Below are 17,407 nucleotides of genomic sequence, written 5' to 3' on the forward strand. Positions count from 1 at the left end.
CCATCGCCTGCACAGCCGGACCAACCACCGGTCAAACGCAAGCGGGGTCGCCCTCCGCTACCCCGGCTGACGCCTATCGAAGCAGCACAGTGCATGCTTGGGGGCTGTTGAGCGGGCCCACTGCAAAGCAGCGGGTCCACAGGCGCTACCAATGCCGGACCAGCGCACCAGCAGGGGCTACGCTGCACAATTCGGAAGGGTTCCGCGCAGCCCCTGCGGCATCAGACGGGGACATTTCTGAATAGCGGAAATAGTGTCTTCTCTACTGAGCCAGAACATCTTTGTAAGTGGGTGGATTCTATCTTGAAGTGCGAATTTTGAGGATTCCCGGGCACTTTGTGCCCCCACTCAAAAGGACGCACAATGGCTCAAAACTAGCGACATCTCAGTCTTGAAGAGCGTGATACGATCATGCGCATGCGCGATCGTCGTATATGCGCGCAAACCACGATGCCTCAATATCCCACTTGAAAATACCATTGCAGAGCGCCCCAAAGAGATCGCCGAGCGCAATCAGTTTGGTCAATGGGAGGGCGATCTCATTGCTTTCAGGAAAGAATTTGGAAAATCCAATCTAACCTCTCTGATCGAACGGCGCAGCCGATACATCGTGCTGACGCGCAACCCCAGTCGCCATTCCATGGGCGTCATGGCAGGGATTGAACAACACCTTGGCCCCCCTTCCCAAATCCTTCGGCAAAGCATCACTTTCGATCGTGGAACCGAGTTTGCGGCGTTCGCAACACTCAAGACAAAGTTCGGCATGACGAGCTATTTCTGTAAACCTTCAGCGCCCTGGCAGAAGGGAAGCGTCGAGAACAGCAATGGCCGCATCCGCTGATTTCTGTCGCTTGATACCGACATTGCCACACTCCCCGATTCATATCTGGCGCCAACCTTACGTGCGGGAAAACCTGCCGGCACATGTAGGGTCACATCGCTGACCGCGATACGCAACTCTGCTGCCGCGCAACGCTGCCGCTCTTCGTTCACCGGTACGTCAGGCTGAACTGAGATCGGTACAAATGCCGGCAGGTCTCGATCGGAAAGAGCCAAATCGCCTTTGCGCGCAAGCGAACGCCAGACCGAAATGTGGTTTGGTAACAACCCATAGCGCGCCGCGACCTCAGCCACCTTCACACCAGGCTGTTTCGTCTCGGCAACAATCCGAGCCTAAAGGTCATCAGGCCAACGCCGACGACCCGTCGGTTCAGGCACCACCTCCATCGTCCGCGCCCGGTTCGTAGAATACATCGATAGCTCCGGTTGCAGCTTCATACACCCCACCATGCGTTACGTCACACAGCGCGCATGCCACAAACGTTATGGCAGATGCAAGGCAAAGGGCTCCAATCGAGGCCCTTTGCTTTTGGCCATTTTGCATTGTCAGTTTTCGTCGGGTGTGGCCTGGTCTTGCTCTGTCCGGCGCTCGGAACCGACATCTGCGTCCACTCTTCAAAAGTCCGGTGGGATCAGATGAAGCGGACCGGTTCGGTCAGCAGCAATCGTGTGTCGCTCGGGGCCAGTATCTTCTGCGCAGCCGTTTCCAGCACCTGGGTCACTTCGGCCATGTTAGATCCGATCTCCAGTCCGATTTCGTCGAATTGGGTAAACTGCCAAGCCCCATCGCGAACATTAACCGTGTTCGTCACCACGCCGTGTAACCCGAGTTGTTCCGCTATACTTGCGAGGGCCCGTGCCCAAGGCCCAAGGTCACTCGTTGCAGTATGGCGGAACACAAATAGCTTGCGTGCGGCATCGTCGGCTCCGGCAACGACCACCCATTCGCGGGCGGTAAGAGCAATGGAGCCATCCGCTTCACTAAAATTGTCCTCGTCCGGACCGATACGGTTGCGATAGCCTTCGGAGGACTTGGAGGCGATAGGGCCGGTAGAATCTGCGAAACGGATGAAAGCTATGGCGTCGCGTTCTTCCAGCACCGGCTCCGGTGTTGCTTCCTGCGTGTAGTGGTGGACATAGCCACTGAATGGGCCGGACACCTCCGGCTCGCTCAACACCATCGGAGCGTGTACCGTTTCGAGATGGCGCCGCAAACCTGCACGGTCAAGACCGGCGCGGGTACGCGGTAAAATGACGACTTTGACTGGTGCAGCGGCAGGATGGTCGGTGACAACGCTGGCGCCTGTCGCTGCTTCAACAGCATGACCTGGTTGAGATTGGCCGGTCGTCGGCATGGGCTGGTCCCTTCGGTTTTCGTTCTTGAATTGTATATTTTAGCAGTTTGTGCAGCATCAAGTCCAAGGCAGTTTAATCGCGCCCCTGCTCGTCAGGTTCAAGAATGAGTTTTCCTGTAGAAGTTCGCGATTCCAACAGTCTGTGGGCCGATGCAGCTTCGCTTAGGGGAAACTTGCCGCCTTGCTGGACTTCAAGCCTGCCCGTGGACACAAGCGTCGCAAGTTCTTGAAGTGTGTTCGCCACGAGGTCCGCCCGATCGAGGAAGGCACGGAAATAGAACCCGGTTATTGACAGGTTGCGGGGCGGCAGGATCGAGATATCCACGATAGGTTTTTCACCGCTGGAATGCCCATAGATGATTGATCGCCCGAATGGTGCCAGCAGGCTGATGCTCTGGTGCGCCACGGTTCCGCCCGTCATTTCCATGACCACGTCGACGCCCTTCCCTTGCGTGAAATCGCGCACCTGGTCAGGCCAGGCGGGATCGCGGTAATCGACGGTAAGGTCTGCACCCAGTCTTTCGACCAGAGCGCGCTTTTCCGGTGAACTGGCGCAGCCAATGATCTTGCCGGCGCCATATTGCCGTCCCAGTTGCACGGCGAGATTGCCGACCCCGCCTGCAGCCCCCTGGACCAGCAGGGTTTCGTTGTGCGCGAGGCGTGCCGAATAGCGAAGGACGAAAGCCGCTGTGAGTCCTTGGACAAACAAGGCGAGGGCATCTTCGTCGCTCAACCCTTCGGGCAGGTCAAACACGCGATCAACCGGAACGACAACATAGTCCGAATAACAACCAGCCCCGGGAAACACGATTGCCCGCCTGCCTTGATAATGCGGGGAAACGCCTGCGCCCAATTCTACGATGGTTCCAGTCGCTTCGCCGCCTAAGGCATAGGGAAGGGGGCTTGGAACCGGGTAGCTATCGGGTGCGCTGCGCCGCATGACATCTGCGTAGTTCACGCCGATTGCGGAGACCTTGACCAGCACCTGCCCGGCCATGGGCGCTGGACGGTCGACCTGCTCATAAATCAGCACCTCGGGTTCACCAGACTGGTGGAAGCGCACAGTGTTCATTGTCGGCATAGTCGTGCTTTCAGTATTGAATGCGCTCACTCGCGCCGTTGCGGCGCATGCGCCTATTCAGCAAGCCCGGATTGATCACGCCCCGGACTTGCTTCCAAGTGTACGTCTGCACAGGTCGATGATGGTGCCCAGATGCTCCTCACGGGCGGGTGGCAGGTATGCATCTCTATCGGCGAACACATAGCCGTGTTCCGCATTGGGCACTGTTACGATCCGCGCGCACAAGCCAGACTTTGGCACTGCCAGGGACAGGGCTTCGATCGTGGCTTGCGGGATGAACATGTCGCGGCTGCCGAACTCGAAGTACCCTTCGGCCGAGATCGATGATAGCAACTGGTGCGGCGAATTTGCTGCATCGGTAACCAGGCTCGTGCCGAAAAATGATGCGAAAAAGCCGATCGCATCGCCGTAGGTTGCGGCCCCCAGAGTGGCGAGCGAGCCGCTGAAACAGTAGCCAACGAGGCCAGCCGGCCCGGTTGCGCAGCCCAGCACGTCAGGGGCCGTCGTCAGCAGAGCGCCAATATCATCAAGGGTAGCTGATTTGTCGATCGTGCCGAGAAGTTCCAGCATCCGACGCATGTTATCCTGTGCCTCGGGGTGGTCGTGCAGTGGCCCGCTATCATATGTCCTGAGCTGTCGATAATACAGGTTGGGCAAGGCCACGACATAACCGGTCGCGGCAATACGCCGTGCGATATCGCGCAATTCTTCGCGGACGCCGGAAGCATCCATCAATAGGATCACGAGCGGCAGAGGGATGTCCGATGGCGGCTTTACAACAAAAGTGTTCATCAGACCTGCCGCCGTGGTGATGTCGATTTCTGCTTCGATCACGATTCTTCCCCTGACTTGCGGGCATTCGCGGCAGTCGCGCTCATGAATTCCATGATTGCCCGGTTGAATGCCTCGGGTTGCTCAACATTGGGTAGATGACCTGCACCGGCGATCGTCGAAAATGCACAGTCCGGGACTTCCGCCGCCATGCGAGCCATGACCGCTGGCATCTGGCCGTCATTCTCACCAGCGAGCAGCAGGGTTGGCACGTAGATTGTCGGGAGAACTCCGGCCAGATCGAAGCTGGCGAGCGCGCCAGCACAGGCTGCAAAGCCTTCAGGGGATGTTTCAGCGATCCCTTTGCGAATAGGTTCAGCGGCGCCAGATGCAATGAAATCCTCCGAGAACCAGCGGCTGACTGCTACGTCCGCGAAGCTGCCCATGCCTTGCGCCTCGACAATGGCGATGCGGTCTTCCCACTGCGCCTTGCCGCCTTCTGCGGTGCGCGATTGACCATCAACCAAGACCAACCGCTCGATCCGTTTTGGAGCACGCTGCCACAGGCTTAATCCTGTCGGCACGCCCATGGACAGGCCCACGAATGTGCAGCGATCGATTTCCATCCGGTCAAGCAAGGCCAGAACATCATCGCCCAGCACCTCGAAATCTATCGGGGCATGGCCCAAGGTTGATGCACCGTGCCCGCGCTGGTCATATCGCAGTACGCGAAAATGCTGCCCCAGAACCGCGACTTGTTGGTCCCAGACGGAGACGTTGGTCGCCAATGAATTGCTGAACACCACCCAAGGTGCATCTATTGCCCCATCAACACAGAAATGCAGTTCTGCACCAGCATGTGCATGGCTCCCCTCATAGGCCACCGATATGTTCTCCAACCAAAAGCGCATAAATATAGTTTAATGACACTTTGGCTGGCCGATGTTTGGAAGTCAACTGCCTCCAAGGTCAGGGCAGGCGCCAGATACCTGAACCTTGCAATTTGTGGGTAACCGCGGCCGCAATGTCCATGACCGTGCGGCTCGCGCGGGTAAGTGGGTGGCGATTGGTTCGCGCCAGAACCACGCAACTCTCCATCGCCGGATTGATGATCGTACGAACCGCAAGGCGACGCGCATGGCCTGCTTCTTCGGCGTTCGGTTCATTCATCGGCACTGTGCCGCGCGCGCCGATGTAACAAGCCAAGCCTGCTCCCAGAAGCTCAAGCTGACAGATCAGCGAGTTGACTTCGAATGCAGCATTGAGAGTAAAGCCAAGCTCTTTGGCATGACTGTCGATGACGCTTCTCATGGTGTTCGGCATCTGCGGCAATATCAGCGGGATATCTGCAAGCGCGCTGAATTCCAGTGTGTCTCCTGGTGGCAGAACGAAATCGGGCGGAGCAAACAATTGCAACGGGTTGCGGGCAAGAATGCGCTCGGCTTCGTTCGATATGGCATTAATGCGGGTGGTGAATGACAGGTCGAGCGTTCCGGCACGAAGGCATTCTTCAAGCTGGCCGCTGCTGCCATCACTGATTTGCAGCTGGATCATCGGATGCTTATCGCGCACTGCTTCGATCAGTCTGGCTAGCAGACTGCCCGAACCGGCCGGGAGAATGCCGAGCCTTACGGTGCCCCTGACATCCTTGCCCAGGTCACTAACGATCAACTCCAGGTCGTGAAAGTCATCCAGCAGGCGCTGAACGGCTGGAAGGAGCCGCTCGCACAGTTCTGTGGGGGCCAGCCCGCGTCCGTTGCGATGGAACAGCGCTCCGCCGCAATCCGCTTCGAGTGCGGCCAGTTGCCGGCTGAGGGCCGGCGTAGATGTGCGCATTTCTGCCGCCACCTGGCCCAGACTGCCAAGCCTGACGAGCGCACTCAGCAGCAGGCATTGTTTCACATTCAACATGGGTTGCCCATTCCGCAAACCTGAATTGTCAATTCATGCAATAGACGCTCAAGTTCGATTGCGCAATCTTAGGGGTCAGCAAAAAGCCATACATGAGGATGTCCACATGAACGAATACTCAGCACAATTCATGGTTGCGAACCGTCCGAGCGCGGATGAACTGATCGACCGCGCGATTTCGCTGCGGCCGATGCTTCGAGAGCAGCAGGCCGAAAATGCCCAGCGCGGAACCTATTCTGTGGAACTGCACCAAGCCTTTTCCGAAGCCGGCTTCTATCGGATTACGGCACCGCAAATGTTTGGCGGCCACGAACATGATCTTGAGACCTTCTTCCGGGTCATGGTTGAAGTGGCAACTGGTGATCCCAGCGTCGGATGGTGCCTTGCCTTGTGTTCCAGCCATGCATGGTTCGTGGCTTCTCATTGGCCGGAAGCTGCACAGCGGGAGTTTTTCTCTCAGGGTGACTTTATCGCGCCGCACCGCGCTGCGCCGGGGGGGAAGCTGACGCCGGTGGAAGGCGGGTACCGGTTATCTGGCACGTGGAACTATTCATCAGGGGTGCCGCATTCGACATATTTCATCGGCAATGCCATTCTGAAGGGCGTCGATTCTGCGCCTCCGACCACTTTTTGCGTGGCTGTCCCGCGCAAGGATTTCACCATTCTCGAAGACTGGGGTGGTGATCGAACCCTGGGAATGCTGAGCAGCGGATCCAACACGGTCACGATCGACGATGTTTTCCTCCCGGCGGATTTCGCCGTGCCCACTTCAGCCTATTTCATGCGTGCTTCCGAAATGCACGATGGAACGCCGGGCACAAAATTACACGGAAACCCGATGTTTCTCGGCCGCATCGCGGCACCCTACAACATGGCGATCACCAGTGCGGTGGTCGGAGCACTCAAGGCGATGATCGATGAGTTCAAGGCATTGATTACCTCTGGTCGCCCGCTGCCTTTCGGTCAGGTGTCGGCAAATGAAATGTATGAGCGCGCACTTGGTACGGCGCTGGTCCGTGCGGACTCCTGCGAAGAAATGCTGTTCGGCTCTGCCCGTCGCTACGGGCAGCTCTGCGATCGTTGGGCTGCGACCGGCGCACCGATAACAGAGGAGGACAATCTCCGCATGTGGGGAGTGTGCCAGGAAGCCGGACGGATAGCTGGAGAGACGATCGACATGCTGTACCATGCGGCAATGTCGTCTTCGACCACTGTTCGCGGTAGCCGGGTGGCGCGCTATCTCGGTGACTGGCTGATGTACCGTGCCCACCCAGGCAATAATCTGGAAATGATTTCGGCGCCAACGGGCCGGGCTCATCTTGGTCGGAAGATCGACTTCATGGGGCTCTAGTCCGTCCAGACGGCGGGGCATGGCATGGTGCAGGCCGGAGTTGCGGGCCCGATGCGGAATTCGTTAAGGGTACAATTGCCATTTCCGCAGCGCCCCCGCTTCTGCCGCTCCGATTGCATCGGGGGGCATTGCGAAAGGGTTTGAACGCTTCGCAAAAACCGCATATGTTTTACCAATGTCCAGTTCATTAGACTTTCGTGCCGACCTTAACCGTAGCAGCGTCTCCCGCTATATCCAGTTGGCCACGCTGTTCCGCAGACGGATCGAATCCGGCCATTGGCCGAGCGGCAGTCAGATCCCGACCATCGATGATCTTGCCGCGGAGTTCGGCGTGGCCCGGGCGACCATTCGTCAGTCTCTTGGAATTCTTTCCGGGGAAGGCCTGGTGGCCAGTTTCAGGGCCAAGGGAACCTTTGTCACTGAAAAAATGCCGCAGCCCCTCTGGTGCGAGGTAACGACCGACTGGAACGGGCTGCTGATGAACCGCGATGGCGCAACCATCAAGGTGCTGAGCGACTATCCGTCCATAGCTGCCCCGTTCGTGCAAGAGCCGGTTGGTATCGTCCAGCCCCAGTATCGGTACCTCAGGCGGTTGCACAGCCGCAACGATGATCCCTACATGTTGGCGGACATTTATATCGATGGCAAATTGGCCAGCAAGCTGCCTCCGGCAAGCTTCGCCGAAGAAACTGCCATGCGTCTTGCTGCAAAGCTGCCCGGCATAAAGATTACAGAAGCACGCCAGCGGCTGACGATAGGGACGGCCGATGTCGAGACTGCCGAACTCCTGCAAATTCCGCTCAATGCCCCGATCTGCCATGTAAATCGCTTTGCCGTAGATCAGCGGGGCCGTCTGGTGCTCATGGCGCTTGGCTGCTACCGCGGAGACGTGGTGCGGATGGATATCAAACTGCGCTAACTTCCGGCGCTAGGTTGGCGCGGTGCCTTTTCGATGCCGGTCTCATGAGGCATGGCAATGGTTGTGCAATTTGCAGAAATTCGGGTCAGCGGCATGCCGGTTAGTTCACAACCACGAAACGTTTATAGCAACTAGAATTCCCTAAAGATTGGTTATATGGTTTTTGTGACCTCTTGGGAGAGTGCATTGCCAAATACATCTGATCGACCGCCCGCGGCAGGTGGGATCCCGCGGATAGCCGCGCTCACCTATGCCGCTGCCGAACCATTTCACTGTCAGCTTATGGACATCGCCGAGGCGGGTCTGGCCAGGCACGGGTTCGTGGATGGTGAGACCTGCGTGTTGCAGCGTTGGTTTGGTAATCGCGATATTGAGCGCACCCGTAGCCTTGCCAAGGAGATCGTAGAATGGCGGCCGGAAGTGATCCTGTCATTCATGACGAATGCTGACCTGGCTTTGCTGGACGTCACTCGCGAATATCCGATCCCGATCGTCTGCTGGTCGATGGATCCTGTCGGTGGGGGACTGGTTGCCGACCCCCAACGACCGGAGCGAAACCTGACCGGGGTCACTTTCGCGCACCCATTGCCTGCCGCGCAACTTGAGGTGTTGCGGGCTCTTCGCCCGGCAGCCCGGAAGGTTGCGATGCTCCACAACCCGACTTATGCCATCGCGCCAGCGGCACTGGCCCACTTGAGGCACGCTGCGGGACCACTGGCGATTGAGATCCAAGAGTTCGAATGCCTTTCGCTTGCAGAAATAGACGGCGCATTCGATGCGATGCGGCAAGCTGGTATCGATGCTGCGATCATCGGCCCGCATGAACTGTTCAATGCCAATGGACCAGCAATAAACCGTGCCGCCGATGCCAATTCAGTGGCGGTGGTAGGGCTTCTTTCCATCGCAGAGAATGGCGGTCCCGCTGGATTTTTGCCGGATTTCGAGCATGTCTGGACCTTGTGTGCGACGATCGCAGCCGAAGTCTTGCGTGGTCGCAAAATTGCGGATCTGCCATTCCAGCGAAGCATAGCGCCATTACTCGGGGTCCATCGCGAAGCCTTGCGCCGCCTTGGCGTGAGCGATGGCGACCGGTTGATCGAGCGGGCTGACTGGGTTTTTTGAGATGGCCTTCTGCAAGGCACATGTTTGACTTGATCCCTTGGCCTAAGTCAATAAAATCCCTTATGTTATGTTTATGACATAAAAGTAGGCGGATTGCCCGCGGGATGTGACTGACCGCGGAACCGAACCTGCCATTGCCGGGAAGGAAATGGCAAAATGGGTATAGAGATGCAAAGTGATCCGCCTTGCGCCATTATCGTCGCACTTGGCGTCTGTTCGACCACATTGTCCGGTCCAGTTGAGCGCAAGATCCTGCACAGGCGGGCCCCCGCGCACGTTCTCTTGTCCGGTTCGTCGGCCAGTCACCCGATCGGCTCGCACGGGAACAAGGCCGACAGCCGATGAAATTGCATTGGTCGCCCGTTTCGCCTTACGTCCGCAAGGTGATGATTGTCGCGCTTGAAACGGGGTTTGCCGGCCGGCTGGAACGCGTTCGATCAGTTGCCGTTATGAGCGAGGTCAATGCCAGCCTCAGTGCGGACAACCCGCTGAACAAGCTTCCCACGCTGGTCTGCGACGATGGCAGGGTCTTGTTTGACTCCTGCGTGATTTGCGAATTCCTCGATCCGGAAGGAATCTTGCACCCACGCGGCTTCGACGCGCGAATTTGCGCGTTGCGGCGCCAGGCTTTTGGCGATGGATTACTTGATTTGCTGATCCTGCTTCGCAACGAACGGAACCGTCCAATCCCTTTCCAGTCGCCTCCGCATCTCTCTGCGTGGTTGACCAAAGCGAAAAATGCACTTGATCGGCTGGAGGCCGAGGTTCCTGGATTCGATCATCAAGGCATGGACATTGGCGATGTGTCAATCGGTTGCGCGCTCGGATATCTCGACGTGCGATTTGCGGATATGGCTTGGCGGGAAGGCCGGCCGATGCTCGATCGTTGGGAAGCGGACATTTCCCGACGCTCGTCATTCATGCAAACCGTTGCCGTTGTCGAATAACGACGGTGGCGGGAGAGATCGAGGCCCTCCGTTTTTCCGGAAGAGGATGCGCACGTCCTCAGCGGATATTGCCAAGGACGTGGCTGCGCACGCGCGCTCATGACCAAGGACGTCGCTTGATATCAACCCCTAGACAAGGCCCGCACTCCGCCAATCCACCCCGCGAGCTGCGTCAAATTTTATGACGACGGACAAGGAGAAATGAACTGAGGATCGAAGCAAATTGCGGCGTCGTAATAGGGGAACGTTCCCCCCGGGGCGGCTTTCGCTTTCTCGGCATACCGTTTGCGGCCCCTCCCATCGGACCGAATCGCTGGCGCGCACCCGTTCCGCCTGAACCGTGGAATGGGGAGTTCGACGCGACTACGTTTCCGCCTGCGCCCATGCAGAAACCGCCTGGTCCCGACAACCTTATGGCCCAGTTTTCCTTCGCATCTCCGCCGGAGTCTGAGATCAGCGAAGACTGTCTCTATCTCAATATCTGGGCGCCGGAGAGCATCGCGGAGAAGCAGACGAGGGGACTACCCGTCATTTTCTGGATATATGGTGGGGGTCACCGGGTCGGATCGGCATCGCATCCATCGACCTGGGGCGAGGGACTGGCTTCGCGGGGAGCCATTGTCGTTGCCGCCAATTACCGTCTCGGGGCCTTTGGCTATCTGGCGCATCCTGCCCTTAGCGAGGAAGGTGGGACATCCGGCAACTATGCGTCGCTCGATCTGATTGCCGCGCTTCGTTGGGTCCGCAACAACATCGCTGCATTTGGCGGCAACCCAGATTGCATCACCCTATACGGTCAGTCAGTCGGGGCGGCTCATGTCAATGTGCTCCTTGCCTCTCCCTTAGCGAAAGGTCTGATGGACCGCGCCATCGTGGTCAGCGGCGGCCGGATGGCAGGCGGACCGATAGGTCGCATCAAAGCGCTCAAGGAGGCAGAGGACGAAGGGCAGGCATTGATGGCCCAACTCGGTGCAATGTCACTGGAAGAGATTAGGGCGCTGCCAGCCGGAAAGGTTGTCGAGATCCAGTCCAATTGGAATATCGTGCAGGATGGCTTGGTTCTCGACACCCAGCCTGAACAGAAATTTGCAGCCAATGTCCATAGTTCGATCCCGATTCTCGCCGGGTTTACGGCAGATGATTCAGCCCCGTACTTCTCACCTCAATGGGCTAGTTTGGCTGGCTTGCAGGACTTCGCGGCTTCCTTCGGCGAAACGGAAAGCGAATTTCACCAGATTTACCCTGCCGATACCGAGCAGGCAGCCTTGGCGCAAAGCTACACGATTCGCCGGGATATCGCTTTCGCTTACCAGGCATGGCGGCAGGCCAAGGCAATGGCCGTCGGCGCGCGCGCGCCGGCATGGATGTTCTGTTTAGAACAGGCGCCGCCGCTGCCTGTAAACCGGCGCTTTCACGAACCGGTTCCACCGAATGGCTATGGTGCCTATCACGGCGCGGATGTGTGGTATGCCTTTGGCTGCTTCGATGCCGTGCCGTGGGCCTGGAGCGTTGCAGACAGACAGGTGCACGAACTGATGGCAACGGCTTTCGTCAGGTTCGCGGAGACTGGAAACCCCGGTGATGTGAATGGCCAAGCTTGGCCGCAGCTTGGTGAAGAAGATCAAGCCTTGATGCTGTCGAGCCATCCCAGGGTCGAGCCACTGCCCAACCGGGCAGGCCTTCGCTTCTTCGCTCGTCCCTACTTTAGCCCCGGAAGCTGATTCACCTCAGTCGGACACAACAGGTAATGCCAAGGTGATGGCGATGCCCACTATGTTTGAGGCAACAGGCATCGGGCCGCTTGATGAGTTGCTTGGCGCGGTCGAGGTTCGTGCTTCAGCGGTGGTGCTTTTTTGAATAGGTCGCCCCTTTCAAGATCGGCTTGGCTGTCGATGCGGCGACCACTCTGAGTATGACCATGTGGCAATTGCATCTGTTCTATCCTGATGTGCAGCATTTCTTGGTGGAACAGTGCGATACGGTAATCCTTTCGGCGCGGGCAACGCGTGACCTCGCCTTCAAGCCAGAGATCGCTTGGGTGTTTGCCGAGAACTTTGCTGTCTACGGTGTCCGCAATGTGTGGCGGCAGATGACACGCGAGGGTTTTTCCGTCGCTCGTTGCACCGTCGAAAGATTGATGCGCGAGATGGGCTTGGCAGTGGTGATCCGTGGCAAGCCGGTGCGCACAACGACCAGCGATCAGGCGGCCACGTGTCCGCTGGATCGCGTGAACCGGCAGTTCCATGCCCCGGCGCCGAACCGGCAGTGGGTCTCAAATTTCACCTTTGTCGCGACCTGGGCCGGGTTCGTTTATGTTGCGTCCGTGAACGACGTCTATGCCCGCTATTGCGTTGGTTGGCGGGTTAGCCGGCCAGCCCATGCCAGCTTCGTGCTCGATGCACTGGAGCAGGCGTTGCATGATCGCAGGCCAGTTCATCGTGGCGGCTGTTCACCATAGCGACCGTGGATCTCTGGGCGGATTCAATCGATCGATGCAACGCTTCAAAAAACGGAGGCGAGCGATGAATAGCAAGAAACGGCGTTCAGATCGGTGCACACGACCACAATTGCGGTGTCCTGGGAGGCCACCGGTTGCTAATCGGCATGAGCGTGCAATGTTCTGGGAGTATGTTGCTGTCGGGATAAGCAGAGAGGCAGCAGCGGCAAAGGCTGGAGCGTCACAACCGGTTGGAAGCCGTTGGTTTCGGGAGGCGGGCGGTATGCCACCAGCGGAGTTCAGGCGTTCGACCAAGCCCTTGTCGGGCAGATATTTGTCACTGGTGGAGCGCGAAGAGATCCCGCCGTTACTGGTCTAAGGGCATGGCGTGCGTGAGATTGCGCGCCGATTCAGTCGAGCAGCCTCGACAGTCTCCCGCGAGATCCGGCGCAGCGCGGCAACCCGTAGTGGCAATTTCGAATATCGTGCGACGACAGCTCAGTGGCATGCCGAACGCGCGGCGCGCCGTCCGAAGGTCGCTAGGCTAGCAGCGAACGACACCCTACGGTGCTGGATCGAAGATCGCTTGAGCGGGGCCGTCGCCAAGCCCAACTATAGGCTAGTCACCGGTCTCAGGGTATCCTGGAATGGGCGGAGCCATGGACCGCGGCAAAACCGACGCTGGTCAAAGGTATGGAGCCCGGAGCAGATTGACAAGCGTCGGCCCATCGACTTTCCGGATGACCACAGCATGCGCATCAGTCACGACGCCATATGTCAGGCCCGTTTCGTACAAGGCCGCGGCGCCCTGCGTCGTGACCTTACCGCATGTCTGCAAAGCGGACGTGCTTTACGTGTGCACGCGGGCGCGTGTAGGATGTAACTGGAAAAGTTTGGTGTCACCTGAGATCATGATCACTGAGCGCCCTGCCGAAGCCGACGACCGGGCAGTGCCGGATCATTGGGAAGGCGACCTTATCCTCGGAATCGGAAGCTCGGCGATCAGCACGCTGGTAGAACGCACGACACGCTACACGATGCTACTACACCTGCCCCGCATGGATGGTCATGGGGCTGGTCCGGCAATCAAGAACCGACCGGCGCTGGCCGGACACGGAGCTGAAGCGGCGCGGGATGCTAACACACGCACCATCAACACCTTGCTTCAAGAGCTGCGACGGTCACTCACTTGGGATCAGGGCGCGGAGATGGCGCTGCATGCGCGCCTGAAAGTCGACGCTGGCGTGAAGGTCTACTTCTGCGACCCGCAAAGCCCTTGGCAACGGGGCACCAATCTCAGCACACATAGCGCCGATACCCTTGCGGCCGTGGCAGCAACGCTCAATCGAAGACCACGCAAGACGCTGGGCTGGAGAACGCCGACTGAAGCACTTGACTGGTGGCTCGCGCAAATCGATAAACAACGCGCTGCGTCGACCGATTGAATCCGCCCCAAATGTGTCCATAAAGTACACTGAACGCCTAGCTGAAGCTGGTATCGAGCCGTCGGTCGGCAGCGTCGGGGATAGTTATGACTGTGACAACCTGCTGCGGCCTGATGGTCTGACCCATGCTACGATCGACCACGTGTCATTGCGTTGACGTGTCGGCCATCAGGTCGCCCCGGCAACGGGCGAGATGTGACTTTATAGGAGCCTGACGGGTTCGCCCCTTCACAGTCCTGTCCTCTCTGCGCGGTGCTCGGACACCGCGCAGAGAGGACAGGACATGGCCGACACAAGAACCAGCGCCGTAATCATCGGCGTCGATATGCATAAGGCCACGCATGTCGCAGTGGCAATCGATACCGAAGGCGTCCGCCTGGCGGCCTTCTCGGCTCCGGCCACGGCCAAGGGCTATATGGCGCTCGAAGACTGGGCGTGTGCGATCGGCACGATCACAGCCTTCGGCATCGAGGGAATCGGATCCTATGGCGCTGGCTTGTCGCGCCATCTTCTTGCCCAAGGGCATAAGGTCGTCGAGGTCACGCGGCCCAACCGACAGTTGCGCTATCAGCACGGCAAAACCGACAGCCTGGATGCCGAGGGCGCCGCCCGTTCAGTGATGGCAGGGCAAGCTATCGCCAAACCCAAAACGCACATCGGGTCGGTCGAGATGATCCGGCATCTCAAGATCGCCCGCGACACGGCGGTCTAAAGCCGATCACAGGCCATGGTCACGCTGAAGACCCTGATCATCAATGTGCCCGCGTCGCTGCGCGACGCACTCGATCAAATCAGCGGCAAGTTTGCGTCGATCCGGCATATCGTCGCGTTCAGGCCAGGTGCGCTCACCTCGACGAACCGCTTCGGCCAAAACCGCCATACGCGCCCTGGCGCTACGGCAGGCTGGTACTGAACCATCAAATCCAGGCACATGACAAGGCGCTCGAACAGCTCGTCGCCGCCTGCACGCCGACACTGATCGCAGCGAACGGAATCGCCACGATGACGGCGTTGGAAATGCTCAACCTGGTCGGCGACGATTCTAGCCGGATCCGTTCGGAATCCGCGATCGCCAAGCTCTGCGGCCTCTGTCCGATACCGGCGTCGAGCGGCAAAACCAACCGCTTCCGGCTCAACCACGGCGGCTGTCGGCAAGCCAATGCCGCGCTGTATCGCGTCGCGATCGTCCGGATGCGTAACCATCCGCCAACGCTCGCCTATGTCAGCAAACGTAAGAAAGACGGCAAGAGCAACCGCGAGATCGTCCGCTGCCTCAAGCGGTATATGGTCCATAAAATCTTCGCACACCTGTGTCGCCCAGAAAAGCCTCTGGCCGACGCTTGACAAATGTAGGAGCCTCAATGCCTTAGCCGAGACGATCAAAGGCCTGCACGGGGCCGAAGTGATGCACCGGCGTGGGCCATGGCGATCTTTCGAGGCTGTCGAATTCGCAACCCTCGAATGGTCGATTGGTTCAACCACAGTCGGTTGCTGGCACCAATTGGAAATATCCCACCTGCCGAAGCCGAGCAGAGATATTACGCCACGCTAGACGAGCAGCCCATGGCTGCGTAACTTGAACCAAACAGCCTCCGGGAAACCCGGTGCAGTTCAGTCAGCGGTGACAGCAGTATGTCCGGGTTGGGAATGCCCGCAAGAACACCCTCATAGCGCGCAATCGCGGCGTTGGCGGGGCCGACCAGCGGGAACATAGCGCCAAGATCAAGCGCGGCGGGCGGGAAGCGTCCATCGTGATAGGCGACAGGCAGTAGAGTTTGCGTTCGCTCATCATCGGCAGGCGGGCAATCTGCGTGCTGCTTTTGTTGATCGTGTGCTTACAGCTACACCATTTGATGTTCGCCGAATAGGGTTTTGCCTACATCAAGCTGCTTTGGTGTTCACAGGCGATCATCAAACCCAATGGTCGGGTGTTAGGCGTGAATGCCAGCGTCGACCGCGTCGATATAGGTCAACACCTCTTCCGCCCGGTTGCTCTGGACCAGATGCATTGCGGTCTGACCGGAGAAACCCGCCAGCGGCTCAGATCGTTATCAGGCATAGGCAAGAAGCGGCGAACCGAGTCGCGGCTCGACCTTGCCAAGCACTTCGAGCATATGGCGGATGCGGCGCTGGGTGCGGTCCGAGGTAATCCGATCCTTGCGCTGGATCGCGTCTTTGCCGAGGCCGAGCGAGCGCGCGAGTTCATCGCTTGTGGTGCCCAGCGCTGGCGCAATCTTGCGCGGCGCAAAGACGCCATTCTCAGCGTAGTTCTGGATCGCCATCGCCATGCTCCAAGACTGATACATCAATATAGCGCCAGAATGTAGAGCAACCAAGCTCGGGACGCTGCGGGTGTCGACATGGTCAGCGCCCTCGCTCGAGGTCGCGCCCTCGCTCGAGGTCGCGCTCTCGCTCGAGTTGGCGCTCTCGGTCCATCTCCCGCTCGCCGGAGTCCCGTCCGGGTTCGCTGCGGTAGAGGGATTTTTCGAGCGTGATGTCGCGCTCCTTGTTGGTGAGCACTGCCAGCGCGAACTCTGGGCCAAGCTTTTCAGCGAGTTTTTTCGGGTCGTCGGACATGGCCGCGACCTCTTGCTGATTTGGACGGTCCCCGTTCGTATCCCCGCGGGAGGTCTCGAGCGCGCTGGTCTTTGCGCCGGAGCGCGTATCGACTTGGCGTTCGACCCGGTCGGAGTTGTCGGTCACGAGCGTCGCGTTCTCCGCGATCCGGGTCACCGCGACCAGGAACGAGGCCGAGGTGTTGAGCACCCGCTCGCGTTCGGACATCATGATGATACCGTTCTTGGCGGTCATGCCCTGCGCAACATGGACGTTGATAGCGTAGGCGAGGTCGAGCCGCTCCAGCATCGGATCACCGCGCGACAGATCGTGCAGCTTTCCGTCACCCGCCGTCACGGTGATGGTGTCGCCATCGATCCGCGCGACATGGGCGATGTCGCCATTGAGCAGCCCCCGCTCGCCATCCTTGGCGGTCCAGCGGATGCGGTCGCCTTGGTGGAGGGCAATTTCCTTGCGCTCGAAGATGGTAACGGCGTCGTGCTTGAGGTTGCGGGGCAGGCGGTCTGGATCGAAGCGCCGCACTTCGCCATTGGGCATGGCCAGCTCGACCTTGCCGTCCCTGACGCCAATCACCGTCCCGCGATCGCCGCGCGTGAAACCCTGTCTGGTCAGGTTGGCCTCGAAGGCAACGACGCGCCCCTCCTTATAGCC

16 protein-coding genes and 4 pseudogenes are annotated in these 17,407 nt (G+C 58.9%); 12 read left to right on the top strand and 8 right to left on the bottom strand.

Going from position 1 to position 17,407, the window contains the following annotated elements; translation table 11 throughout:
- Positions 1-400: 400 nt before the first annotated feature.
- Positions 401-841: an IS30 family transposase gene (locus tag IP81_RS05985; RefSeq protein ID WP_231626246.1), complete on the top strand. Its 441-nt coding sequence runs from the start codon at positions 401-403 to the stop codon at positions 839-841.
- Here IP81_RS05985 and IP81_RS21635 read toward each other — a convergent pair.
- From IP81_RS21635 to IP81_RS06010, 6 genes are all read right to left on the bottom strand, one after another.
- On the bottom strand, positions 772-1,167 hold the full coding sequence (locus IP81_RS21635; RefSeq protein ID WP_082356014.1) for a transposase: 396 nt from the start codon (positions 1,165-1,167) through the stop codon (positions 772-774). The two genes, IP81_RS05985 and IP81_RS21635, sit on opposite strands and share 70 nt — an antisense overlap.
- 305 nt (positions 1,168-1,472) lie before the next feature.
- Entirely contained in the window at positions 1,473-2,195 is a 723-nt protein-coding gene (locus IP81_RS05990; protein WP_054107089.1) for an EthD domain-containing protein, read from the bottom strand.
- 73 nt (positions 2,196-2,268) lie between these two features.
- Positions 2,269-3,276 (bottom strand): zinc-binding dehydrogenase, encoded by a 1,008-nt coding sequence (locus IP81_RS05995; RefSeq protein WP_197274537.1) that lies wholly within the window; start codon positions 3,274-3,276, stop codon positions 2,269-2,271.
- 75 nt (positions 3,277-3,351) lie between these two features.
- Positions 3,352-4,110: a dienelactone hydrolase family protein gene (locus tag IP81_RS06000; RefSeq protein ID WP_054107091.1), complete on the bottom strand. Its 759-nt coding sequence runs from the start codon at positions 4,108-4,110 to the stop codon at positions 3,352-3,354.
- The gene (locus IP81_RS06005) at positions 4,107-4,931 is read right to left on the bottom strand and encodes an alpha/beta fold hydrolase (RefSeq protein ID WP_197274538.1); all 825 of its coding nucleotides are present in this window, start codon (positions 4,929-4,931) and stop codon (positions 4,107-4,109) included. The genes IP81_RS06000 and IP81_RS06005 overlap by 4 nt, the downstream gene beginning before the upstream one ends.
- 85 nt (positions 4,932-5,016) lie before the next feature.
- Positions 5,017-5,958, bottom strand: coding sequence for a LysR family transcriptional regulator (locus tag IP81_RS06010; protein ID WP_054107093.1), 942 nt, complete (start codon positions 5,956-5,958; stop codon positions 5,017-5,019).
- Positions 5,959-6,064: 106 nt separating this feature from the next.
- Here IP81_RS06010 and IP81_RS06015 point away from each other — a divergent pair, with 106 nt between their 5' ends.
- The 11 genes and pseudogenes from IP81_RS06015 to IP81_RS20090 form a co-directional block, all read left to right on the top strand.
- Positions 6,065-7,309, top strand: a complete 1,245-nt coding sequence (locus tag IP81_RS06015) for an acyl-CoA dehydrogenase family protein (RefSeq protein ID WP_054107094.1) — start codon at positions 6,065-6,067, stop codon at positions 7,307-7,309.
- A gap of 175 nt (positions 7,310-7,484) precedes the next feature.
- A complete protein-coding gene (locus tag IP81_RS06020) occupies positions 7,485-8,228 on the top strand; it encodes a GntR family transcriptional regulator (protein WP_197274539.1) in 744 nt (247 codons plus the stop codon).
- A gap of 282 nt (positions 8,229-8,510) precedes the next feature.
- Positions 8,511-9,350: an ABC transporter substrate-binding protein gene (locus IP81_RS06025; protein ID WP_054107095.1), complete on the top strand. Its 840-nt coding sequence runs from the start codon at positions 8,511-8,513 to the stop codon at positions 9,348-9,350.
- Between the two features lie 341 nt (positions 9,351-9,691).
- Positions 9,692-10,297 (top strand): glutathione S-transferase family protein, encoded by a 606-nt coding sequence (locus IP81_RS06030; protein WP_054107096.1) that lies wholly within the window; start codon positions 9,692-9,694, stop codon positions 10,295-10,297.
- 212 nt (positions 10,298-10,509) lie between these two features.
- Positions 10,510-12,018, top strand: a complete 1,509-nt coding sequence (locus IP81_RS06035) for a carboxylesterase/lipase family protein (protein WP_255352415.1) — start codon at positions 10,510-10,512, stop codon at positions 12,016-12,018.
- A 260-nt stretch (positions 12,019-12,278) separates the two neighbouring features.
- Positions 12,279-12,765 (top strand): annotated as a pseudogene (locus IP81_RS06040) (IS3 family transposase); the annotation flags it as partial.
- 54 nt (positions 12,766-12,819) lie between these two features.
- Positions 12,820-14,179 (top strand): annotated as a pseudogene (locus tag IP81_RS06045) (IS30 family transposase).
- 283 nt (positions 14,180-14,462) lie between these two features.
- On the top strand, positions 14,463-14,891 hold the full coding sequence (locus IP81_RS20845) for a transposase (RefSeq protein WP_197274541.1): 429 nt from the start codon (positions 14,463-14,465) through the stop codon (positions 14,889-14,891).
- 15 nt (positions 14,892-14,906) lie between these two features.
- Positions 14,907-15,092 carry a hypothetical protein gene (locus IP81_RS20850; protein ID WP_197274542.1) on the top strand — a complete coding sequence of 62 codons (186 nt, stop codon included), beginning with the start codon at positions 14,907-14,909 and terminating at the stop codon, positions 15,090-15,092.
- An 89-nt stretch (positions 15,093-15,181) separates the two neighbouring features.
- Entirely contained in the window at positions 15,182-15,523 is a 342-nt protein-coding gene (locus IP81_RS20855; RefSeq protein WP_197274543.1) for a transposase, read from the top strand.
- Positions 15,524-15,539: 16 nt separating this feature from the next.
- A pseudogene (locus IP81_RS20090) lies at positions 15,540-15,754 on the top strand (IS3 family transposase); the annotation flags it as partial.
- Between the two features lie 476 nt (positions 15,755-16,230).
- Here IP81_RS20090 and IP81_RS06055 read toward each other — a convergent pair.
- Both IP81_RS06055 and IP81_RS20860 read right to left on the bottom strand, forming a co-directional pair.
- Positions 16,231-16,461: a hypothetical protein gene (locus IP81_RS06055; RefSeq protein WP_231626245.1), complete on the bottom strand. Its 231-nt coding sequence runs from the start codon at positions 16,459-16,461 to the stop codon at positions 16,231-16,233.
- Between the two features lie 82 nt (positions 16,462-16,543).
- Positions 16,544-17,407, bottom strand: a pseudogene (locus tag IP81_RS20860) (hypothetical protein); the annotation flags it as partial.

The sequence above is a fragment of the Novosphingobium sp. AAP83 genome, from assembly GCF_001295795.1.
GTDB lineage: Bacteria > Pseudomonadota > Alphaproteobacteria > Sphingomonadales > Sphingomonadaceae > Novosphingobium.